The organism is Mucilaginibacter sp. P4_D1 (assembly GCF_056401935.1).
In genome coordinates this window covers 1-23,374 of the sequence record NZ_JBFUIJ010000066.1, presented here as the reverse complement: position 1 = coordinate 23,374, position 23,374 = coordinate 1, and the positions used below count along the sequence as shown (strand labels likewise).

The window sequence follows — 23,374 nt, the reverse complement described above, 5'->3', positions numbered from 1 at the left end:
CTGCAATTCGATAGGTTTTTGGGATTGCAGGGCGTCTAGGATTTCTCCTCACCCCACCGCTCTATTCCCCCTCTGGGCTCGTTCGAAATGACATTTTTGTTGAACTAAAAAGATACGGGAACAAGTTAGCCGATGGGGAGGAAATTAAAAAAAATTCGATAGAATTACTTAAACTGATTTTTTCAGACGCCCCTGCAAGCTCCGGTAATATTGTTTAACAGCGATGCGAAAAATGTCATATAACAGGGTGTATATTAAGATGATAACAGGGATAAAAAAGCAATAAAAATGCAGCCAGCGAAAAATATAGGCACCAGCCAAAGCTCCGCACATAAAGAAAAAAATAATAGCCACCCGTAGTTTTATTTTAACTTTTAGGGCCGTCCTGTCTTCTGTTTTATGGCGTAAAAACTGGGCAAGTTCAATCCCCAGGTCGGTAAATGTACCAGTAAGGTGTGTGGTGCGTACAACCGAGCCAGAAACCATTGATACCAGCGCGTTTTGCAGGCCCATGGCAAACAGCAGGCTACCGGCAAATATCTCTTTGCCTACTAAGCTATGATCATACCGGTAGCCAAACACGGCTACACTGAGCAGTATGGTTGTTTCAATTAAAATAGGGATTACATAAGAGTACTGTTGGTTTTTGCCGATGCGGGAAACAATAAAGCTTGATACAAAGGCCCCGGCTAAAAAAAGGAACATCCATAGGGCAATTACTCTGGCTGTTTGCCAATTTTGCAGGGCAATTTGCTCTGCAAACAATGCCGCGTGGCCGGTTACATTGGTGGTAAGTACGCTAAACCCAAGAAACCCGGCCGCATTTACAAAACCCGCCGTAAGCCCGAGCAGCGAAGCCAGCTTTACGTTGTGATTATACGTTCTTTTGGTACCCAGGTGTCTCAGCATTCGTTATAGATAAGTCGTAAGTAATTAGTTTTAAGTCATAAGCCTAAATTGCCATTTTTGATTTAGAACCTGAGCCTTTCGACAAATATTATTGTTAAGTCTAAAAGGATGTGGTCTTAAGCTTTGAGCCTGAATTGCCATGTTTGGCTTAGAACTTAAAACTTTCGACTAAGGACTATCCTAAGGGCAATTGGTTATTCCCTGCGATTGTTTGGCAGGGCTTAAGTAGGGGATATTTAAACCTAATCCGCGCAACACAAACCACAAACCTAAACAAACCATAAGGTAAGGCATGGCCATATTAATGCGGCGGCGTACCTGTGGGCCAATAAAACCCATGCTTACTGTAGCCAGCAGCATTAACGGGAAAGTGCCCACCCCGAACCAAAACATATATTGGGCAGATGAATAGGCAGAGTCGGTATTTACGGCGCCGATAAGTGCAAGATAAACAAAGCCGCAGGGCAGGAAACCGTTGAGTAAACCCACTGCGAAATGGCCTGCCTTATGTTTCAGCGCGAAACCGATAAGCTTATTGATTGGCGTCAACATTTTGGGCATCAGCTTACTTTGACTGAACCTGACTTTAAACATACGCGAAAAGCCCGCCATGATAATTAATATGCCGCTAATTACAGCCACACTTTGCTGTAAGCCGGCCAGCCAAAGCTGTCTGCCCAATAAGCCAATCAGCAAGCCCAGCAGGGTATAGGTTATAACGCGCCCGGCATTGTAAACAAATTTATCAACTACCACCATCCACCATCGCGAATGAAAGGATGGTACCGCAAAAGCAAGCGGTCCGCACATACCAATGCAGTGTACACTGCCAAACAGGCCAATAAAAAGGGCTACCTGGTTACTACTCATTCTATATCCACCTCCTTTTCGTACAGGTACGCTTTGCGGTTGCTTTGCCACTCCAGTACAATATGCCAGCGGCCTTTAACAAGGGACGTGGCAGATACGTTGGCAACCCTGTCAAGTTCGGTGTTTATGGGGAAGGTTTTATCAAGCGCCTGGCTGGAGGGGCGTATAAATTTAACGCTACCTGTTGCAGGTGCTGTAAATGCAATACTGACCTGTCTGCCGTTTACCCGGATTGCAGGCTGGGCATGGTCGGTAACAACCTGCTTTTCTTTTGCATAATCTTTATCAAAGTTTAGCCCTTTTTCATAATAATGGTGGTCATATTCATCGGCCGGCAAGGCAAACATCCGTACACACATAAATATGATAAATAGCATGAACATGGCCATGCCTGCAACTATTCCTTTTCCCCAATTCATATTTCTAATCATTTGATGGTCCTACAAACGTTGTACTTACCGTTTGAATTACTTTGTTGTTTAATAACAGGTTAATTTTAACATCCGTTTTTTCTCCTTTGATATGCGAAGCCGGGATCATCAGGAAAAATACAGTTTTAACAGACCCACCTGCCTGTATTTTACCAGGAGCTTGTATGTATTTGACTTTTATTGCCTGATCATCCGGTTGAATAACGATATCGCGGCTCTGATTTGATTTGTTAATTACCTCGGCATTGTAAATATTACTTACCAGGCCACCTTTTTGCTCCTGGTACAGCATGCCGGCGCTGCGCATAACCGCCAGGTCCATATCGGCCCGGCTAAAAATAAAGTAACAAAGTACTGTCATTAAAACAGCGATGATGCCGCTATAGCCCATCATTCTGCCTGTAAATGACGGCTTTTGCTGTTTGTGAATCATATTCTCGGAGTAAAACCCAACCAGGTTCAATGGCTTATGAATCTTTTCCATTACCTCGTTGCATACATCAATACAGGCGGTACAATTAATGCACTCCATTTGTGTGCCTTGCCTGATATCGATACCCGTAGGGCAAACCGATACGCACAGGCCACAATCTACGCAATCGCCTTTTGCGCTGTTATCGCTTGTTTTTGAAAGCTTTCCTCTTGGCTCTCCGCGAACCTCATCATAGGCTACTACCAGGGTGTCCCTATCTAACAGCACACCTTGCAGGCGTCCGTATGGGCATACCACCGTGCAAACCAGCTCCCTTACCTGGCTGTAAACCAGGTAAAAAATAATTGTAAAAACCCAGATGCTTAAAAAGCCAACCAGGTGCAATTGCACCGGCTCGGTTATTATTTTAAACAGCACATCGCTGCCTACAAGGTAAGCCAAAAAGGTATTGGCTATCAGGAATGAGAATATAATGAACAGCAAATGCTTGCTGCTTTTTTTTAGTATTTTCTCCCTCGTCCAGGGGCCTGCATCTAATTTTTTTTGTTTGCTGCCATCTCCTTCAATCCAGTTTTCAATCTTTCTGAAAAACATTTCCATGAAGATGGTTTGCGGACAAATCCATCCGCAAAAAACACGACCGAAAGCGATAGTAAACAATACCACGCAAACCACAAATACCAGTGATGCCAAAACAAACAGGAAGATATCCTGGGGCCAGAAAACCTGCCCCAGGATAACAAAATGCCTTTCCATAAAATTCAACAGCAGCAATGGTTGCCCATTGATCCTGATAAGCGGCCCTGCAAAAAACATGAGCAGGTAGCCATAACTAATCCACGAGCGCCATTTATATAATTTTCCTTTACGGATTAGCGGGTATATCCATTTGCGCTTATTCGTCTCTTTCGCTACCAGTAATCCGTCCATGATTATTTATTTGCTGCAAGTTTATCGTCTGTATCGGCCTCTTTTGTGCCTTGCGGCTCTTTTGCGCCTGCGGGGTGAGTACCATGTAATGATTTAACGTAGTTGGCCACATCGGCAATTTGCTTTGGCGATAATTGTTTTTCCCAGGTAGGCATACCTTTGGCAAGTACACCGTATTTAATGGTTTTAAACAAATCGTTTATTTTGTTACCGTGAAGCCAAAAATCGTCTGTAAGGTTGGGGCCAACATTTCCCTGCGCATGATCGCCGTGGCAGGCAACGCAGTTGGTTTTAAATATACCCTCGCCAGATGCAATTACTGCCGGATCTTTCACCAGTTTTACAGTGTTTTCATCTACCCGGTTGGCAGCTTTGCTCAGGTATGCCTTTTTTTCGATGTCGGCCTGCGCCATTTCTGTTTTATACTCGGCATATTGCAACTGCCCGGTTTTAAATACATGGTAGTTAAGCAGGTAGCCTATCCCAAAAACAATAGAGCCATAAAACAAGTACATAAACCAGCCCGGTATTGGGTTGTCAAGTTCCTGTATGCCATCGTAATCATGCTGTATAAGGAGTTCATGTTCTTCTTCCAGGGGCCTGAGTGAAAGAAGCTTTTGCCAAACTTCTGCTTTTGGTTTTTTGCTCTTCTTTTCCTTAACGGGGTTCATTTGCGCGGCTATCTCGGCATCTGATAATCCCTGCTGTTTAAGCATTACGCGTGCTAAAACATTAAATGTTTTCACCAGCACCATCATAGCTATTAAAAAAAGCAGCAGCATACCAACAATAACACCATAGGCAATATAATTCATTACATCACCCGGAATAAGGCCGTCGCTTGCCATGGCAGGCTGAATAACTAAAACAAATGCTGATATTAATATAATGCGGTGGTACTTCATGATTGAAAAGGTTGTTGATCTGTTAAACTATCTTTTAATGGCAAATCGCTCATATATTGAACATGTGGCTTCCGGATGCGAATGAGCATGATGGTTACTACAATAAAAAACACAAAGAATATCCCCAACGAGAAAAGCAGGTATGCCTGGTTTGCGTTGATGTTTTCTGTAAATTGCTTAAACATGATGGTGATTATTTATTGGCAGTTTTGTTTGCTTTAATGTCTGTTCCTAACCGCTGCAGGTAAGCAATTACGGCGATGATTTCCTTGTTGCTTTTAACTTTGATATGGTCGGCATAAAGGTTGTCCCTGATCTCTTTTTCCTGTTTTTCAAGGTCCTGGTTGGCTATGTTTTCATAACCTGCCGGATACGGTACACCCAGTATGCGCATAGCATGTATTTTTGGACGGGTTGATGTAGTATCCAGGTCTTGCGTTTTCAGCCAGTCATAATTAGGCATGATACTTTTATCTGACATCGTGCGCGGGTCCATCAGGTGTTTGTAGTGCCAGGCATTACTGTACTTTTGACCCTCGCGGGCCAGGTCAGGTCCGGTACGTTTTGATCCCCATAAAAACGGGTGGTCGTACACAAATTCGCCGGCCTTACTGTATTCCCCATAACGTTCGGTTTCAGATCTGAACGGCCTGACAGTTTGAGAGTGACAGTTAGAACAACCCTCGCGGATATACAAATCGCGGCCCTGGAGCTCGAGCGGAGTATAAGGTTTTACAGAGGCAATGGTAGGTATATTGGAGGATATGGTTAAAGTAGGCATCAGTTCAATAAAGGTGCCTACAAGGATAACCAACAGGGCAGCAATAAGCATTTGAATGGGCTTACGCTCCAGCCGGCGGTGCCAGCTGGTTTCCAGGGCAATTGTATGAACAGGTTCAAGCGGCATGGCCTGCGCTGCTTCATTGGCTACCAGTTTGCCTTGTAACGCTGTACGGGTAAGGTTATAAGCCATAACTATTACGCCCAATAAGTACATAGCCCCGCCTGCAGAGCGCATCATGTGCATTGGTAAAATTTGCAGGGTAGTTTCCAAAAAGTTTGGATATTTCAGCATGCCTTCGGCGGTAAACTCCTTCAGCATTAAGCTTTGTGTAAAACCGGCCCAATACATTGGGATGGCGTAAAAAAGGATACCCAGTGTGCCTATCCAAAAGTGGAAGGAAGCCATTTTTTTAGAGAACAGCTCTGTTTTATAAATACGTGGAATTAACCAGTACAGGATAGCAAAGGTTAAGAAACCATTCCAGCCTAAAGCCCCAACGTGTACGTGTGCAATAATCCAGTCGCTAAAGTGAGCTATACCGTTTACCTGTTTAAGGGAAAGCATTGGGCCTTCAAAAGTGGCCATGCCGTAGGCGGTTAAGCCTACTACCATGAATTTCAGGATCACATCGTCTCTTACCTTATCCCATGAACCGCGCAGGGTTAATAGGCCATTGATCATACCGCCCCAGCTTGGTGCTATCAGCATAATAGAAAAAGCTACACCTAATGATTGTGCCCAGCCAGGTAAGGTGGTATATAAAAGGTGGTGAGGACCAGCCCAGATATAGATAAATATAAGCGCCCAAAAGTGCAGGATACTTAATTTATAGGAGTAAATAGGGCGGTTAGCCATTTTGGGTAAAAAGTAATACATCATACCCAGGTAAGGCGTAGTCAGGAAAAACGCAACTGCATTGTGGCCATACCACCATTGTACCAGGGCATCCTGAACGCCGGCATAAACCATATAGCTTTTAAATGCAGATACAGGTAACTCAAATGAGTTTACAATATGCAATACGGCTATGGTAACAAACGTGGCTATGTAAAACCAGATGGCTACGTATAAATGCCTTTCGCGGCGTTTAAATATGGTGCCAAACATGTTCCAGCCAAACACAACCCAAATGATGGTGATGGCAATATCTATAGGCCATTCCAGCTCGGCATATTCATGTGATGTGGTTAAACCTAAGGGAAGTGTAATTACTGCTGATAAAATAATCAGCTGCCAGCCCCAGAAATGGATTTGGCTAAGTACATCGCTAAACATCCTTGCTTTGAGCAGGCGTTGCAACGAGTAATAAACGCCCATAAAAATGGCATTGCCCACAAAGGCAAATATTACCGCGTTGGTGTGTAACGGGCGGATACGGCCGTAGGTAGTGTACTGGTTACCCATGTTGGCGGCCGGATGATAAAGCTGAATGGCTACAATTAAGCCTACAGTCATGCCGATTATCCCCCAGATTACGGTAGCGATACCAAAATTCCGGACGATTTTGTTGTCATAGTAAAATTTTTCGGGCTGCATAAAATGTTGTCTTTTTATGGGTGTAAAACTATTGAAGTGCGATGGGTGACAGAATGATGACAGTTGGCTTTAAATATGATTAGCATCACTTTTTGTCTGCTTCAGCATCGTCATCATCAAGCAGGATACGCATGGAGGGTGTGTACAGATCATCATTTTGACCGCTACGCTGCGCCCAAAAAAAGGCGGCTAAAAATATCAGCGCAAGCAAAACGCTGCAGCCAATTAAAAAATAAATGATGTTCATATGAGTTTTCGTTTTTTTGCGGCAAAATGAGTTGCCAGCGTGGTAAATGAAATAATGGTAACCGTACTCAAAGGCATTAATATGGCAGCTATGAGCGGCGATAGGTGGCCGGTAACCGCATAACTAAGACCGATGATATTGTAGGTAAGAGAGATGAGGAACGACAGGCGGATAATGTTTACCGTATCCCTGGCAAACTGAAGAAAAGCTGGTAATTTGTTAAATGATTTTCCATCTAAAATGGCATCACAGCCCGGCGAAAAATTGTTTACATCGTCTGTAACTGCTATGCCAACATCACTTTGTTTTAATGCGCCTGAGTCATTTAACCCATCGCCCAGCATTAAAACCTGTTTTCCTTTTTGTTGAAGAGCTTCTATAAAATCCAGCTTATCCTGGGGCGACTGGTTAAAATGCATCGCTTTATCGGCCTTAAAAAATTGCACAAGATCTGTACGCTCATGATCATGATCGCCCGAAAGTAAAAACAGGCCATAAATTTTACTTAACAAGCTGATGTTTTCCATCCCCTTCCTGTATTCCTGGGCAAATTGAAAATACCCCAGGTAATGGTTGTTGATCATAATATGTACGCTGGTATTACGCACGCCCTCGGCAAAGCCAAATACGAAGGCGCCGCTACCCATGCGTAAAGTATTGCTTTCTACACTTGCCGTAATTCCCTTACCGGGAATCTCTTTATAATCCGTTACCGGAAGTTTTTTGTAGTTGCCTAAAAATTGACAGATCATTCGGCTTAGGGGATGTATCGAGGCGCGGCAGGCACTATATATCAGTTGCTTTTGTTTTTCGGTAAGCTGGCCTTGTATTACCACGCTTTTGCTGTTACCAGTTGATATAGTGCCGGTTTTATCCATTACAATGGTGTCAATGGCTGCCAGCTGTTCAACAATCCGGGTGTTTTTAAGGTAAAAAAGGTTTCTGTCAAATATACTTAGTGCCGCGGCCATGGTAAATGGTGTACTTAGCGCAAGGGCGCAGGGGCAGGCAATAATAAGTACTGCGGTAAAGGCATCAATGCCGCGGCGGTAATCGGTAAATAACCAGGCCAATAATGATCCAAATGCTATAACCAGGAGCACAACGGTAAAGTACTTACTTATGGTCTCGCTAAAAGTTTTTACCCGACTGTCCTGTTTCCGGGTAAAAGCCTCGTTATTCCAAAGTTGGGTAAGGTAACTTTGCGATACCGGCTTTACTACTTCAAGCTCAATAGCATCGCCCGTTTGCCTGCCGCCTGCGTAAATGATTTCGCCCCATGTTTTGTTTACGGGGATTGCCTCGCCGGTAACAAAGCTAAAATCAATGAGTGCATCCCCTTTTAGCAGGATGGCATCTGCCGGGATAATCTCATTATGCCGTATCAATATGCGTTGGCCGGTAACAATTTTTGAGATAGGGATAGACTTTTCTGTATCGCCCGTTAATACCTGCACGGCAACCGGGAAAAATGAGCGGTAATCACGCTCGAACGAGATATGGTGATATGTTTTTTGCTGTACAAACTTACCCACCAGCAAAAAGAAAACCAGGCCGCAAAGCGTATCGGCATACCCGGCACCCGTGTGGGCCAATACTTCGGTTACTGTGCGAATAAAAAGAACGGCAATACCCAGCGCCAGCGGAAAATCGATATTAAGTATCCTGGCTTTTAAATTTTTAAATGCAGAAACAAAGTAATCCCTGCCGCAAAAAAACACCACGGGCAATGTGAAAACAATGTTTAGATAGCCAAAAAAGTGTTTAAAAGTTTGCTCAAAGGCCGATAGGCCAAAGTATTCAGGAAAGCTTAGCAACATAACATTGCCAAAGCAAAAACCGGCAACCGCGATTTTTTGAACCAGATTTCCTTTATTGGCCGAATTTTGCTTTTTAATAACATCCTGCAGGCTGATTAATGGTTCGTAACCGATGTCAGAAAGCAGCTCTACCAATTGCTGCAGGCTGCAAATGCGATGATCAAAACGTACTATTAATTGCTTTTTTATAAAATCGACCCTGGAGTAATGGATGGCCGGGTTAAACCTGTTTAATTGTTCAAGCAGCCACAAACACGAACTGCAATGAATGTGGGGTATATACAAAGTGATGATAGTGATATGATCATCAGTATAATCCAACAAGTCGTTAACTATGGATGGTTCGCTTAAATAATCAAACCGTTTGGTTACCCGGGCGCGGGTTGCACCCGGATGGTCATTGTAATTGTAATAACTCCCAAGGCCATTACCCGCCAATATCTGGTAAACACTTTTACAGCCCTGGCAGCAAAACTGTTTTTCATCGGCTATAAATGAGGTGGTTAAACACTCGTCTCCGCAATGGTAGCATGATGTTTTAACAAGAATTGTGTCGTTCGTCATCTTTTTATTCTGGTTTACCAAAAGTCCATTTAAAGGGTGGGAGTATTAATGATGGACGTTATAGGCTAATGTGACCCTCGTCATTTTTTGGAGGTATGAATGCCGATAGATTTGTAATTKATGAACACGCCGAAAACTTTTGATGTCAGGATGATTGATCCTGGCACAATGCACATTGATATTTTTGATAGGCTAAGTGCGATGGAGATCGGTCAGTCGGTAGTGATCATTCACGATCAGAATCTGAGGCCACTTTATTTTCGTTTGCAGGCCGAATACAGGCATGCGCTCGGCTGGGAAACACTGGATGATGGTCCCGAAGCCTGGCGTGTTCAACTCACCAGGAAAGTAACCGGAGCAAATAGTGAAACCATTGGCGATATGGTGTCCCGCGATTACCGAAACGCCGCAGTATTTAAAAAATTGGATGTGGATTTTAGCTGCGATGGCAAAAGGACGCTGGAACAGGTTTGCACAGACTATTATTTGAATATAGACGACCTGCGTATGCAGCTTGAGATGTGTTTAACCCAACCTGCAGTACAAACCATAAACTTATTAAGTTGGGCTCCGGCATTTTTATGCCGTTACCTTATCAATCTTAATCATCAATACATCAAAATAAACACCCGCTTCATTGCCGAACTGGCTCAAAAAGTTGCTGTTGGTTATAAAGACAGTCATCCGCAGGCTGGCCGGGTTAGTACTCTTTTTTTTAATGCCGGCGAAATTATGATGCGCGATATCCTGACGGAAGAGGAGTCGCTGTTTCCCGACATTGTTAAGCTATCGGAGTGTTATAATAAAGGTTGCGTGCCTGCAAAGGATGCAACAGACGATATTTTAACCACCTTTTATAGTATGATGGCAACACATGAAAAAATAGCGGCTGATTTTCGCCTTATCAGGCAGTTAACCAATAATTACCAGGTGCCGCGTTACGTTTCTTCATCCTATAATATTTTGTATAAACTTCTGCAGGAATATGAAGATGACCTGCTATTCAATTTCCACCTTGAAAATAATTTACTTTTCCCTAAAGTTATAACCATTCGCGATAAAATGAGGGCAATGCAAATTTCTCACTGATAAGCTGTTGTAAGCTAATGTTAAATTAAGTTCTGTTTTTTAAATATAAAAAAATAATGATTCACACATTTCATATCCCGGTTTTGGGTCTTGGGTACTCCATTGATACCCCGTTAAAGGTTGCACGTTATGGCATATCGTCGGTTATTTCTATCGTAGACGATGAATTAATTGAGAGAATGCGGCCTTACCACTGTCATCTAAATGATGAACCTTACATAGCTATAACAAAAAAAGAAGCCGATTACCGGGCAAAACGCATTACTGCCTACCTTGACCTGGTGAACTTGCTTGTTACCCGCCAGTTTGATCATTTACGCAATATGGATTTTGATAAAGGAAATGACCTGTGCAGGTATTTTGAGTTGCTTCCCGAGCAATCGAGGCTGCGGCAGGGTTATGATCTGATGCTGGATTATCCGGAAGGCGCGCAAAAAAGAGTATTCCAGCGAAGGCTGGTTAAAGAGATGAAGCCCGGAAGCATTGATGTAAACATCATGTCGAAACTTGATAAAATGAACTATACTGCCAATGGCGATTATACAGGTGACACCTTTACAGATGCATTGGCAGCGTTGCGCGGTTTTGCCGAAAGTAAGCTCCAATCGTCAATTATTTTATCAGCAGGTATGAACCCTCGCCTGTACAGCTACCTGGAGACTTTTCCCAGTTTTTTCCCTGACAATGAAGGGCACCTGTTAAAAAAGGTTGTTTTAAAGGTTAGCGATTTCAGGTCGGCCTTTATCCAGGCCAAGTTTTTGGTAAAAAAAGGGTTGTGGGTATCTGAATTTAGGATAGAATCGGGCCTTAACTGTGGCGGGCACGCGTTTGCCACCGAAGGCTTTTTACTTGGCCCTATATTAGAAGAGTTTAAGCAAAAAAGGCAGGAGATGCTCGACGAGCTGTTTAACACTTACCAGGCTGTATTATTGCAAAAAGGAATAGTTATTGCGCATGCACCAAAGCAGAAACTTACCGTACAGGGCGGCATTGGCACCGCAGATGAAAACCAGTTTTTGTTAGACCACTATGATATGGACGGCACGGGGTGGGGGAGTCCTTTTTTATTGGTACCGGAAGTAACCAATGTTGATGACGATACACTTGCCCAACTGGAAACCGCTACGGAAGAGGATTTCTATTTAAGCGGATCATCACCCCTGGGCATTCAATTTAACAATTTTAAAAAGTGTACTTCTGAAGAATTGCGGTTGAGCAGGCTTGAAAGAGGGCGCCCTGGAAGCCCCTGTACTAAAAAGTACCTGGTAAGCAATACCGAGTTTACCGAAACACCTATTTGTACCGCATCAAGGGAATATCAGCACTTGAAAATAGAACAATTGCAGACCCTGGGGCTTGCGGCAGATGAATACGAACAACAATACAAGGCAGTAACCGAAAAAATATGCCTTTGCGAGGGTTTGTGCGCATCTGCCTACATCAAATATGATTTATTAAAGCCAAGGGAAAATAAGGCTGTTGCCATATGCCCTGGCCCTAACCTGGCTTATTTTTCAAGAACCTATTCGTTAGATGAGATGGTGCACCATATTTACGGCGCTACAGATTTGCTTKAAAAAATAAAACGGCCGCATATGTTTATAAAGGAATTGAACCTTTATATTGATTATCTTCAAAACGATTTACAATCACAGTTGAAAGATATTACCGAAAAAAAGAAGAAACAATTGAGTAAGTTTAAATTGCAGCTGCAGGATGGTATAGCTTATTATAAAGAGTTGTTTGCCAGTTCGGCAAATCAAACATCTGATTTAATACAGGATTGGATAAGCGATTTGAGTACATCGGAAGAGCAGTTAAGCAATATAGCCATATAGGTATAGCTTAAAGGAATATATGTGCAGCCTGGTTAATTCGGGCTGCCTTTTTTGTGCCGCGATAATACCCGCTAAGCCGATAGCCGCACCTTGACGACTACAAGTGTTTTTTTGAATGATTTAGAAGCATTTTTTTACAGAACAGGTAAAACCCCAACTCATGCGGGGCTTTTTACCTTAATGTAATTATCAGGGCCTTTTAGGCAATACCATAACCGGGATGGTTATATGGTGAGTTAGGTGGCTGCTTTGGCCGCGTTTAAAAAATGATGTCATTTGCTCTTTCGGGCGTTTGGCCACGGCCAGTAAGTCTGTACGTTTATTGGCTTTCAGCCACTCCCAGTCTTTTTGATGTTTGATATCGGGCACGCTGCGAAAGTATACGCCGCCACAATTCAGGTCGGTATAAAGTTTACAGATAAGCTCTTTTTCGGTGGTTTTTATATGATCGTCTGCCTGGTTACTATCCAGATGGGCAACCATCAATTCGGCATGGAAACCGTCCATCAGGTTACCAAGCTCGGCTATAGATAATATATCGCCGGCGTCCAATGTAGTGGCAAATGCCATTTTTTCCATATTGCGTATAGGTGCGTGTTCGGGTACCACCAAAACAGGAACGGTTGTCCAGTCTATTATCCTGCTGCACGCTTCGCTGATCATAAAAGACGCTAAATCATCAGTTCCAAGTGGTGCGGTAACAATCATAGCTGTTTCTGAATGGTTGATGATTTCGGTCATCACATCTACCATATCTGCACTGCCGGCATAAAACGATATCTGGGGCATATAAGATCCCGGAAAAACCCGTTTTATTAAATCAGACGCTAACGCTTCTGAAAATTCTGTGAGCCTGGTATCAATTACCGGTTCTTCGGGATATTCCTGTCCGCTTAATACAGGCTGGGCATATAATGCTGCCGGTGTAAGCTGCAAATGGTAAAGCCTTACGTTAACCTTCATCTTTTTTGCAATATGCAATGCATATTTAGCCGCATGGTCAGATTTTTCTGAAAAGTCGGTGAGTACTGCTATCGATTTCATGTAGGTCAATTTTTTAATTCAGGTATGGTTTTGCCGGTTGCTATAATTCTTTCCGCATATGCAAACAACTTGTTTTTTGTCGCCTTTAATGCAGCCATCGAGTCGGACAGGCCACCCGCCAATGTACTGTACTTTTCAATAAACTGAAGCCCCATCGCCTCTTTTTCATTACCTACAAACGGTTTAAGAAATACGAGGAAGACCGGTATGTCGGATTTAAGATCATTGATGTTTTTTGCCTGCTTGAGTAATTCCTGTTCAAATTCTTCCTTTTTTACCACCATATCAGGCGTAAGTTTTGCGGTCTTATATTTATCAAGAATGTTGTTAAAAAAACGGATTTCATCTTCCATGAAACAAACGTCTTTCATCCAGTGGCTGGCTAAAATATACAGCTCCTGTATTTCGTCTTCTAAATCGTTATCGGGTGTTAACTTATTCATGGTGGTAATTTTTATTGAAATGGGTGTTAAGATTTTGCAGGTATTACTAATAAAGGCAATGCAATGTACCCTGCCATTTTTTTAGTATGGCTGCCGGTAAATAGTGATGCCAGTAAACCGCGATGGTGGTGCACCATAGCCAGCATGTCAACATTGCCATAGTTGCATAACCAGTTAAGCCCGGTTTCGGTTAGTGCCTGTTTAATAATCAATGAAGTTGTTTTAGTATATCCTGCAATTTGTTTAACCTCCTGCTCTATCTCGGCCAGGTATATTTCTGCCTCGTCGGTATTTTCGCCTTCGTGGCAAACGTGTACCAGTTGCATGGTGGCATCCATTAAAGTTGCCAGCGGCTGGATGGCAGTAATGGTTGCAAAATCATCACCCTTATGTTTCATATCAAGCGCCACAGCAATGGTTTTAACAGGGCTAAACTTAAAGCCCGATGGTATTAGTAGCAGTGGGGTTGGCGTAGCATCAATCAGGTTACGCGCATGGTTGCCAAGCATCAGTCCGCTTAAGCCCCCGGCACCATGAGTTCCGGCAACTATTAATTCAACATGATCCTTGGCGGCCAATGCTTTTATTACATCTGTGGCCGTACCTGGTTCGGCTTTAAAGTTAATGTTGGGTTTAAAATCGCCGGCTGCGTGCTGGGCTTCAAGGTCTTTTTTTAACTGCTTTAGTTCGGTTAATGCAGCTTCTTCAATAACATGGTACTCTTCCATAGGCCATACAATTACGCCGGCCTGGGGTATTTCGGCCGGGATTGTCATCGCCGTACATATTTCTATATCACTTTTTGTTTGCACGGCCAACTTATAACCAAAAATGGCGGCGTTTTTGGCGTTCTCTGAAAAATCGGTAGCAATCAATACTTTTTTCATGGCTTTAATTGTTTAATTATTTTGAGTAAAATTCAGGAAATGAGGTTGTTTAAAAAGTGATGCCCGTCACTTTTTATTATGATATAGTATCGCGCGGGCCAATAATTTGCAAGCATCAAAATGCTACGGGTTAGCCCAATTTTGTAACCTGGATGATCGTTATCATCTGTAATTATGCCCGGTATCATTTATTACAGGGCTTAGCCAACTGATATTTGTTATTAATAATAGTTAGTCCCTTGGTTATGAACAAAATATTGGTCCCTACAGATTTTTCTCCCTGCGCGGTAAATGCAAGTCATTATGCATTGCAGTTGGCTACACGGTTGCGGGTTGGCGTACATATTTGTCACGCTATATTAATACCTGTTCAAACGCTGGCGGTCAATCCGGATACATGGGCAACCTCCGATTATTCGCACCTGGAAACTGCCACCATGAATGCCTTAAGCGTAACCGCCGGCGAAATGGAAAATGAGATGGCACATGAACTGGCTGCTAACGTCGGTAATTCTAAACCTCATGTTGATTATTCGTGCCACATGGGGTTGGTAGCTGATGTAGTGGATAGAATTGTTGATGAAAAGCGTTTATCGCTGGTTGTAATGGGGATGTCGGGTGCGGGCGAATTAAGCAGGCTGTTTATGGGGAGTAGCACCCGGTCGGTAATTGATCATGCAAAATTCCCTGTGCTGTTAGTACCGCCTAGTGTTAAATTTAAACCCGTAAAAAAAATAGCTTTTACTACCGATATGCTGGCCGGAGATATTAATGTGTTAAATTCCGTGGCCGAAATAGCCAGATATTTTAACGCCGAAATTTTGATTGCCCACATTGCCAGTCCGGATAAGGACACCCGGTTGGATGATAAGCAGGTGACTGAATTTTTAAGTGAAGTAACTGACAAAATTAATTACCCTAAAATATACTACAGAAATGTAAAAAGCGCCGACGTAGACCAGGGACTTGACTGGTTATGCAAAAACGGGCAAATTGATATGATAGCTACCGTGCACCGGCATCAAAATTTTATAGAAAGGATTTTTTCAGGTAGTTACACGCAGCAGCTGGCTAAACATGTTGAAATACCGTTATTGGTCTATCCGGCAATTGCTACAATAAAATAATATATTTTATCTGTCTTTGTTACCATACAAGAGAAACTGGCGAATCCCGGGTGTAGGTAGCATCCGGGATTTGCCTGTTTAAGGATATCTTGTTTTAGGCACCGGCCGGTGATTGGTACAGCCTTGTTTGGCGCAACTCAAAAATATATTAGCTGACAGAATGGATAGGCGAAGCAGACAGTGGAGGTTGCAGGTTTTATTTTAATGATTTAAAATAGCTGAATATAAACCGAAGATATTTCAACCTGACTCATAACGCCGGTTAACGGTGCATTTGCCAGGATTTAAATATTCTTATTTAGCTCGTAAATCACTTATCCGCATTACATGCAGTATATCTATAAAAACGTTTTTAGGTTATTTTTAACCCTCGCTGTTTTGTTTGTTACCAATTTGCCCGGTATTGCCCAGGTAAAACTGCAACAAAAAAATTATTCGCAAAAACTACTCTCCGGGTTTAAAATGCCGCCCGACTCTATCCAAGCAAGTATATATTGGTATTGGATGTCGGATAATATCTCGAAACAGGGTGTTATCAAGGACCTCGAATCAATGAAGCGGGTAGGCATCAACCGGGCCTTCATTGGCAATATTGGTATCCCCGAAACTCCCTATGGCAAAGTGAAGTTATTCTCGGCCGAATGGTGGGATATTATGCATACAGCGTTAAAAACCGCCACAAAACTCGGCATTGATATCGGGATTTTTAATGGCCCTGGATGGAGCCAGTCTGGCGGTCCATGGGTTAAGCCCGAGCAGGCCATGCGCTATCTTACATCATCGGTGAAACAGGTAAAAGGGCCCTTCTTTTTTAATGAGAAATTGAGCAAACCTGCCGATCAGTTCCAGGATGTTAAGCTATTAGCCTATCCTGCACCCCAGGATAATGATTTAACAATTAGTGATTTAAAGCCTGTAATTAGTGCTCAGCCTTCAGTGGGTAATATCACCAACATCATGGATGGTAATGAAAATAGCGTTCTTGAACTTCCCGACAATAAAACGTTTACCGTTGATATAAAGGCCGGCACCTCATTTACCGCGCGTGGCCTAACTATTTACCCGGCTAAAACCGCCATGCGTTTTGAAGGCGACATCCAGGCCGATATCAATGGCAACTACCAAACCATTAAACATTTTGTGGTTGACAGGAGTAATAGCGAACTTAACGTGGGCTTCAGCCCCTACGGAGCAGCAGGCGTATCAATACCAGCCACTACGGCCAAAAACTTCAGAATTGTTTTTAATAACGAAAGCCAGCATAGTGCAATTGCCGAACTGAAATTATCCGCATCGCCGGTGGTTGAAAATTATATCGAGAAAACGCTGGCTAAAATGTTTCAGACACCTTTCCCTTACTGGAAAGAGTATCAATGGCCGGTGCAACCCGCCGTTGATGATGCACGTTACGTGATAGACCCGCAAAAAGTGATTGACATTTCAAAATATCTTGCGGCCGATGGTACTTTAAAATGGAACGTTCCGGCAGGTAACTGGGTAATTATGCGCAGTGGGATGACGCCTACCCAGGTAACCAATGGTCCCGCATCGCCGGAAGGCCGGGGTTTTGAAACCGACAAAATGAGCAAAAAACACATTGCCGAACATTTTAACGCCTTCTTGGGCGAGATACTGCGCCGCATACCGGCTGCCGATCGTAAGAGTTTTAAGGTAACTGTTGAAGATAGCTATGAAACCGGCGGCCAAAACTGGACAGATGGTTTAACAGATAAATTTAAATCATCATTTGGGTACGATCCAACTCCCTACATCCCGGTAATGAGCGGTAACGTGGTGGGCAGCCAGGATATGTCTGACAGGTTTTTATGGGATATGCGCCGGTTTATTGCCGACGAGGTTGCCTATCAATATGTTGCAGGTTTAAGGGATGTTAGTCACAAAAACGGCCTTACTACCTGGCTGGAAAATTATGGCCACTGGGGGTTTCCTGGCGAGTTTTTGCAGTATGGTGGCCAGTCGGACGAGGTAGGTGGTGAGTTTTGGAGCGAGGGCGACCTGGGAAATATCGAAAACAGGGCCGCATCGTCATGCGCGCATATTTATGGAAAAAATAAAGTATCGGCCGAATCATTTACCTGCGGTGGCGGCGCATATTCGCGCTACCCGGCTGTAATGAAACAGCGTGGCGACCGGTTTTTTACCGAAGGTATCAACAATACCTTACTCCATGTTTATATCGAGCAGCCCTATGAAGATAAGGTGCCCGGCGTTAACGCAGGTTTTTCCAACGAGTTTAACCGCCTTAACACCTGGTTTTACGATATGGATATGTTTACCCAATACCTTAAACGCTGTGGCTATATGTTACGCCAGGGTAAATACGTAGCTGATGTTGCCTACTTTATTGGCGAAGATGCACCTAAAATGACGGGCATCCGTGATCCTGAACTGCCCAAGGGTTATTCATTTGATTACATTAATGCCGAGATATTAAATGAACGTGCAACGGTGGTAAATGGTAAGCTGGTATTGCCTGGTGGTATGGCCTACAAAATATTGGTGCTGCCTAAACTGGAAACCATGCGGCCGCAATTGCTCAAAAAAATAAAGGAACTGGTAGGGCAGGGGCTAACTATTTTAGGGCCGGCACCAAAACGGTCGCCTGGTTTACAAAACTATGGCCCGGCAGATGTCGAGGTTAAAAAAATAGCTGCCGAACTTTGGGGAGATATTGACGGGGAAAAAACAACAAAACATACCTATGGCAAAGGCTTGGTGATTAATGGGCTGGATATGCAGCAGGCGCTTGACCTGGTAAAGGTTATACCCGATTGTAAATTTAACAAAGCCGATGAAGCTTTGTTCATCCACCGCAAATTGGATAATGGCGATGTGTACTTTGTATCAAACCAAACCAATAAAGAAATTGATTTAAATGCTACCTTCAGGGTTCATGGAAAACAGCCCGAGCTATGGGACGCGGTAACCGGAACCGCCCGCGATTTGCCTTCATTTAAGCAAACAGGTAGCGTTACAGAGGTGCCACTTAAGCTATCGGCCAATCAAAGTGCCTTCATTGTTTTTCGTAAAGACAGTAAAGCAGGTAACAAACCTAATGTTGATAATAACTTTCCCGAAGGAAAAAATGTGCTTAAATTAAATACGCCATGGACGGTGAAGTTTGACAGCAATAGATGGGGGCCTGCTAAACCGGTAGTTTTTGATAAACTTACCGACTGGACTGAAAGGGCCGAAGACAGTATCAAATATTTTTCGGGACATGCCGTATATCATAACACCTTTAAAGCTTCTAAACCTGTAAATGGTCAGCATTTAATACTTAACCTGGGCGCTGTTACAGCAATGGCCAAGGTGAAGGTAAATGGGGTAGATGTAGGCGGCGTTTGGACAGCCCCCTATCAGGTGGATGTTACCAAAGCTATTAAACCAGGTGTAAATACCATTGACATAACAGTAGTAAATACATGGGTTAACCGCTTGATTGGCGATAGCAAGCTGCAGGCCGATCAAAGAAAAACATGGACTGTAGTAAACCCTTATAATGAAAATAGCAGGTTGCAACCATCGGGACTTACCGGGCCAGTAACTATAAGTACAATAGTTTATTGATAAGAAATTATTGCGGGGATAAAGGAAGCTTGATATTTAAAATCAAACCTTTATTACAGGCTTGATTTTATTAAAGTGATAAGGTTTAGGCTTATAAATAGCTATCGGGTTGTTTATTCAACATGGCCCTTTAGTTTCTTTATGGTGCTAAATTAGTATTAACCCCCAGGCCCTGCAATACTGAAAAAGGGGTATATTATATGGCGCGGAATTTGTTTATGGCCTCCACTTTGTTTTGTACCTGCAGCTTGGTGTATGTATTGCGTATGTGCTTTTTAACGGTACCTGTGCTAATATCAAGTTTGTCGGCTATTTCTTTGTATTGAAGCCCCCGCGCCAGGTGGTTGAGTACTTCTACCTCCCGTTCCGTCAGGTTTTCGGTAGCCACTGCCGGTTTTGGTGGGGCTTCATTAAACGAAGCAATTACCTTACGTGATATATAGGCGCTCATCGGCGATCCGCCCGCTGCTATTTCGGTAATAGCATTCCTGATCTCGCTGGCCGATGACTCTTTCAGGATATAGCCAGTGGCGCCGCTTTTAAGCGATTCAAAAATGTGGGTATTATCGTCGTTTATCGTACACATCAAAAATTCAGCCTGGGGCATCAGGGGTTTTGCCTGCCTAATGAATTCAATACCCGACATCCCCTCCAGGTTTATATCAACAATAAAGATATCCGGCTTAAGTTCGGTTATCTTTTTTAATACAATTTCGGCATTGGTGTATGACCCCATCAGGCTTACGCCGCTCATATCATGAATAATTTGTTCCAGCCCCCGCCGGTAATGTAAATTATCCTCTAACAAAATTATCTGGAGCATGCTTGTGGTAAATGTAAAACGCTAATATCCTAAAATTATCCTTGTTTAAAATACCTATTATGGCCACCACTTATAGATTTAGCTTAAGGCTGATGGAGGTGCCTTTGCCAGGTGCTGTGTCAATTTTCAAATCGGCATTTAATCTTTTTGCGCGCGCATAAATGTTACGTATGCCCATAGTTTCGTGCTTACGAACATCGGGCACAAAGCCTTTGCCATCATCCCGGATGTTGATATGCAACCGGTCTTTGTAAAGGCTAATTGCCAGGAACGCGTTTTGGGCGTTCGAGTGTTTAATAATGTTGTTTAAGGCTTCTTTCACCAGCAGGTATACTTGTCGTCGTTTTTCGCCGCTAATGGCTATGGTGCTTTCACCAACTGAAATATTTTCATGGAGTTGAATGTCGCATAAATCAAATATTTTAGTGGTTTGCTTCTGGATAAAATTTACCAGGCTGCTTACTTCATCGTTTTCAACGTCGAGGCTCCAGATAATTAATCTCACCTGGGTAGATATGTCGGTAATAGCGTCATGAATGGCATCTATTTCCTTGAAGACCGGTTGGTCGGTCACCTTCCGGCTCAGCATTTCGGTTTGTAGCTTAATACCCGATATACTTGCCCCCAAATCATCATGTACCTCGCTGCTAATGCGCTGGCGTTCGCGTTGCAGGGCAAGCGCATTTTCATAGTCCTTTTTTTGTAATCCGATGATAGACAGGTAGTATTTTCGTACCAGCAAAAAAGCCAAAACGATAATGCCTATTACGGCTATGGCCTGTAACCAAAGCTGCTGGTACCATAGCGGCATTACGGTAAATTGAAACATAAGTGGCTTGCTTAATTGGTTAAACCTATCGGCAACCACCGCTTCTAATTCATATTGGCCAGGCGGCAGCAGGTCAAACCGTTTTTCGCCCGATGGAGCCGTACTCCAATTTTTATCAATGTCCTTAAGCCTGAACCTGTATTGTATTTTACCCATGCTTTTGTACGATAGGGCAACACAATTAAACACAGCCGGCTGGCCATACGTAAAGTTTTTTTGTTTTCCCGGTATACCATCATCAATCAGTATTGGCCTTGGCAGGTTGGTATGCCATAAATTTTGAGTAACAGCAATTCCCTGATCGGTAGCTATATAATAATCGCTTCCGTAGCGGACTACATCCGCAACATTATCTGATGGCAACCCATTGCTGGTATTTAACTGGCTTACCCGGTAGGTTTTGTAATTATTGCTAAAATTAATGATACTTACACCATTGGCTGTGCATGCCCATAGGGTATTGGCATCCGTCCATACAAGTTTGCGGATGTTGCCGGATGAAATAATAGGGGTGTTAAACTGCTTAACGCCCTTATCTGCTGACAGAAATAACCCTTTATCTTCGGTGCCGATAGCGCATGCCTGTCCGTTAGATGCCAGGCATTTTACGGCATTTATTCCTTTTTCGGCCAGTATCCGTACATATTTGAAATGGTTGGGGTTAAGGGGGGGGGCAATTTTATATAAACCGAAGAGAGAACCTACAAGCAGGTTATCTTTATGCCAGACTAATGATGTTAGCCGGATAGGGGAAAACATGTACCCGTATCGGCCTTGTAACGTTGCAATAGTTTGAGAGCTCAGGAAATAAATGGTATCACGGGGTTGTATAATGCCTTTTATCGGGCCACCGGTATAAAACTCCGGGCGCCACGATGACGGATTGTCGTTTGATACGTTCAACCCGAAAAGGCCATTATCGGTACCTATCAAGAGTTTATTGCCGGCAATTGGAAGCAAGCTGGTTACCCTGTTAAAATCCGACCGGTTTTGCTGTAAATAAAGTGTGCCTATTGAGGGATTTTGATTAGTCCCCAGTTTCATATAGCTCAACCCTGTTAAAATATGCCCCGCAAAAAGGTAACCACCAGCTATACCCAGCTTCAAAACGCTTTCATTTTCCAGGCCGCTTTCCTTGTTTATGATTTTTACTTCGGGATCGGTACTTAAAAAGAAACCAGCGTCATAAGTGCCAAACCATAAATTATTTTCGCGGTCAATAAGCGTAGATGTGGTAATATGATTATTAAGATAGTTTTTCCGCTCGCCTGTAATGTAGTTAATAATATACGTGCCCTGCTTTACCGTTGTAACAGCAAATGTATTTTCACCGGTAACGTAAACCGATGTTACATTACCGGTGAAATTGATTTTATTGATGGGGATGATCCCGCTTTTTTGATATTGATAAACATGTACCCAATCTTTAGTTATCAACAATAAATGATTTTGTAGTATGGCCAACCTATAAGGTTTGGTATTGATTTTGGCTGTTGTGCCGTTTAAATGCGCAGCGCCAAGCTCATTTTTGAGTATGGTAAGGTCGTGTTCAGAAAGGATAATTTCTTCTCCGCCAGTACYATAAATACAACTATCCGTTTGTTGGCCCGAATGTTTTTGGGATTTCAGTTCCGCAAAACGGTAAACTTTGGTATTGAGCTCGTAATTTACACAAAGTTCATTGTAACGGTTAAAAAACATGTTGGCAAATGGCTGCACCAAAACCCGCTGAGTTGGCGTCAGTTTGTGTATAAGCCCGTTTTCGTAGTAACAAACCCGGTAGTTATTGCAGTAAAAAAAAAATCCGGTGATAATTATCTTCGGCTATCCGGAAAGCTTCATTGCTTTCAAGCCCATCGGCGGTTGTGAAATTTTTAAAGTGCTGCCCGTCAAACCTGCTTACACCCTTATCCGTGGCTATCCAGATAAAACCTTTGCTATCCTGCATCAGGTAGTTAACCTGCGATCCGGGCAGGCCGTCGCTTGCGCTATAATTTTTTAAGTAAACTACCTGGTATGGCGTACTGGCATATGCGCCCGGGATTAAAAATTGAATTAATAGTAAAAGTTTTAGAAATGGACTTTTTAGAGGCATTTTTATTATTTGTGGCAACTTAACATTTCAGTCTTTTTTTAATAATCATACAATTATTTAAGCAGCACGTTTTTTATAGTTGTATCAATTGATAAATATAAAAATAAATGGCCTGTAATCAATAACACTTGTTAATATTAAAAAAAACGTCTGTAAACATTCATTATATTGCCATCCCT

19 protein-coding genes are annotated in these 23,374 nt (G+C 42.9%); 4 read left to right on the top strand and 15 right to left on the bottom strand.

What is annotated here, in order from left to right:
• Positions 1-168: 168 nt before the first annotated feature.
• The 9 genes from AC1DV1_RS29165 to AC1DV1_RS29125 all read right to left on the bottom strand — a co-directional run bounded on the left by AC1DV1_RS29165 (position 169) and on the right by AC1DV1_RS29125 (position 9,429).
• Positions 169-909, bottom strand: a complete 741-nt coding sequence (locus AC1DV1_RS29165) for a YoaK family protein (RefSeq protein WP_477367552.1) — start codon at positions 907-909, stop codon at positions 169-171.
• 180 nt (positions 910-1,089) lie between these two features.
• Positions 1,090-1,779, bottom strand: coding sequence for a sulfite exporter TauE/SafE family protein (locus AC1DV1_RS29160; RefSeq protein ID WP_477367549.1), 690 nt, complete (start codon positions 1,777-1,779; stop codon positions 1,090-1,092).
• Positions 1,776-2,198, bottom strand: a complete 423-nt coding sequence (locus AC1DV1_RS29155; RefSeq protein WP_477367546.1) for a FixH family protein — start codon at positions 2,196-2,198, stop codon at positions 1,776-1,778. Before AC1DV1_RS29155 ends, AC1DV1_RS29160 begins: the two co-directional genes overlap by 4 nt.
• Before the next feature lie 4 nt (positions 2,199-2,202).
• On the bottom strand, positions 2,203-3,573 hold the full coding sequence (gene ccoG, locus AC1DV1_RS29150) for a cytochrome c oxidase accessory protein CcoG (RefSeq protein ID WP_477367543.1): 1,371 nt from the start codon (positions 3,571-3,573) through the stop codon (positions 2,203-2,205).
• A gap of 2 nt (positions 3,574-3,575) precedes the next feature.
• Positions 3,576-4,478, bottom strand: coding sequence for a cbb3-type cytochrome c oxidase N-terminal domain-containing protein (locus AC1DV1_RS29145; RefSeq protein ID WP_477367540.1), 903 nt, complete (start codon positions 4,476-4,478; stop codon positions 3,576-3,578).
• Positions 4,475-4,663, bottom strand: a complete 189-nt coding sequence (locus tag AC1DV1_RS29140; RefSeq protein ID WP_439696945.1) for a hypothetical protein — start codon at positions 4,661-4,663, stop codon at positions 4,475-4,477. The genes AC1DV1_RS29145 and AC1DV1_RS29140 overlap by 4 nt, the downstream gene beginning before the upstream one ends.
• A gap of 8 nt (positions 4,664-4,671) precedes the next feature.
• Positions 4,672-6,798, bottom strand: a complete 2,127-nt coding sequence (ccoN, locus tag AC1DV1_RS29135; RefSeq protein ID WP_477367537.1) for a cytochrome-c oxidase, cbb3-type subunit I — start codon at positions 6,796-6,798, stop codon at positions 4,672-4,674.
• A gap of 85 nt (positions 6,799-6,883) precedes the next feature.
• Positions 6,884-7,045 (bottom strand): cbb3-type cytochrome oxidase assembly protein CcoS, encoded by a 162-nt coding sequence (gene ccoS / locus AC1DV1_RS29130; protein WP_090653105.1) that lies wholly within the window; start codon positions 7,043-7,045, stop codon positions 6,884-6,886.
• Positions 7,042-9,429, bottom strand: a complete 2,388-nt coding sequence (locus AC1DV1_RS29125) for a heavy metal translocating P-type ATPase (protein ID WP_477367534.1) — start codon at positions 9,427-9,429, stop codon at positions 7,042-7,044. Before AC1DV1_RS29125 ends, ccoS begins: the two co-directional genes overlap by 4 nt.
• A gap of 120 nt (positions 9,430-9,549) precedes the next feature.
• Between AC1DV1_RS29125 and AC1DV1_RS29120 the strand changes: the two genes are divergently transcribed.
• Positions 9,550-10,518, top strand: coding sequence for a DUF542 domain-containing protein (locus AC1DV1_RS29120; protein ID WP_477367531.1), 969 nt, complete (start codon positions 9,550-9,552; stop codon positions 10,516-10,518).
• Positions 10,519-10,574: 56 nt separating this feature from the next.
• Positions 10,575-12,356, top strand: coding sequence for a hypothetical protein (locus AC1DV1_RS29115; RefSeq protein WP_477367528.1), 1,782 nt, complete (start codon positions 10,575-10,577; stop codon positions 12,354-12,356).
• Positions 12,357-12,545: 189 nt separating this feature from the next.
• Here AC1DV1_RS29115 and AC1DV1_RS29110 read toward each other — a convergent pair whose 3' ends face one another.
• Genes AC1DV1_RS29110 through AC1DV1_RS29100 form a run of 3 tightly spaced genes read right to left on the bottom strand, consistent with a single transcriptional unit; the run spans position 12,546 to position 14,730 of the window.
• Positions 12,546-13,400, bottom strand: coding sequence for a universal stress protein (locus tag AC1DV1_RS29110; protein WP_477367525.1), 855 nt, complete (start codon positions 13,398-13,400; stop codon positions 12,546-12,548).
• A gap of 5 nt (positions 13,401-13,405) precedes the next feature.
• The gene (locus AC1DV1_RS29105; protein ID WP_477367522.1) at positions 13,406-13,843 is read right to left on the bottom strand and encodes a hypothetical protein; all 438 of its coding nucleotides are present in this window, start codon (positions 13,841-13,843) and stop codon (positions 13,406-13,408) included.
• A 26-nt stretch (positions 13,844-13,869) separates the two neighbouring features.
• The gene (locus AC1DV1_RS29100; RefSeq protein ID WP_477367518.1) at positions 13,870-14,730 is read right to left on the bottom strand and encodes a universal stress protein; all 861 of its coding nucleotides are present in this window, start codon (positions 14,728-14,730) and stop codon (positions 13,870-13,872) included.
• 245 nt (positions 14,731-14,975) lie between these two features.
• Here AC1DV1_RS29100 and AC1DV1_RS29095 point away from each other — a divergent pair, with 245 nt between their 5' ends.
• Positions 14,976-15,857: a universal stress protein gene (locus AC1DV1_RS29095; RefSeq protein WP_477367515.1), complete on the top strand. Its 882-nt coding sequence runs from the start codon at positions 14,976-14,978 to the stop codon at positions 15,855-15,857.
• Positions 15,858-16,184: 327 nt separating this feature from the next.
• Positions 16,185-19,448 carry a glycosyl hydrolase gene (locus AC1DV1_RS29090; RefSeq protein ID WP_477367512.1) on the top strand — a complete coding sequence of 1,088 codons (3,264 nt, stop codon included), beginning with the start codon at positions 16,185-16,187 and terminating at the stop codon, positions 19,446-19,448.
• Positions 19,449-19,644: 196 nt separating this feature from the next.
• Here AC1DV1_RS29090 and AC1DV1_RS29085 read toward each other — a convergent pair whose 3' ends face one another.
• The 3 genes from AC1DV1_RS29085 to AC1DV1_RS29075 form a co-directional block, all read right to left on the bottom strand.
• Positions 19,645-20,271, bottom strand: coding sequence for a response regulator (locus AC1DV1_RS29085; protein WP_477367509.1), 627 nt, complete (start codon positions 20,269-20,271; stop codon positions 19,645-19,647).
• Positions 20,272-20,341: 70 nt separating this feature from the next.
• Positions 20,342-22,801: a sensor histidine kinase gene (locus AC1DV1_RS29080; RefSeq protein WP_477367506.1), complete on the bottom strand. Its 2,460-nt coding sequence runs from the start codon at positions 22,799-22,801 to the stop codon at positions 20,342-20,344.
• Positions 22,802-22,883: 82 nt separating this feature from the next.
• Complete coding sequence (locus AC1DV1_RS29075) at positions 22,884-23,195, bottom strand: two-component regulator propeller domain-containing protein (RefSeq protein WP_477367503.1); 312 nt, start codon at positions 23,193-23,195, stop codon at positions 22,884-22,886.
• Positions 23,196-23,374 lie beyond the last annotated feature (179 nt).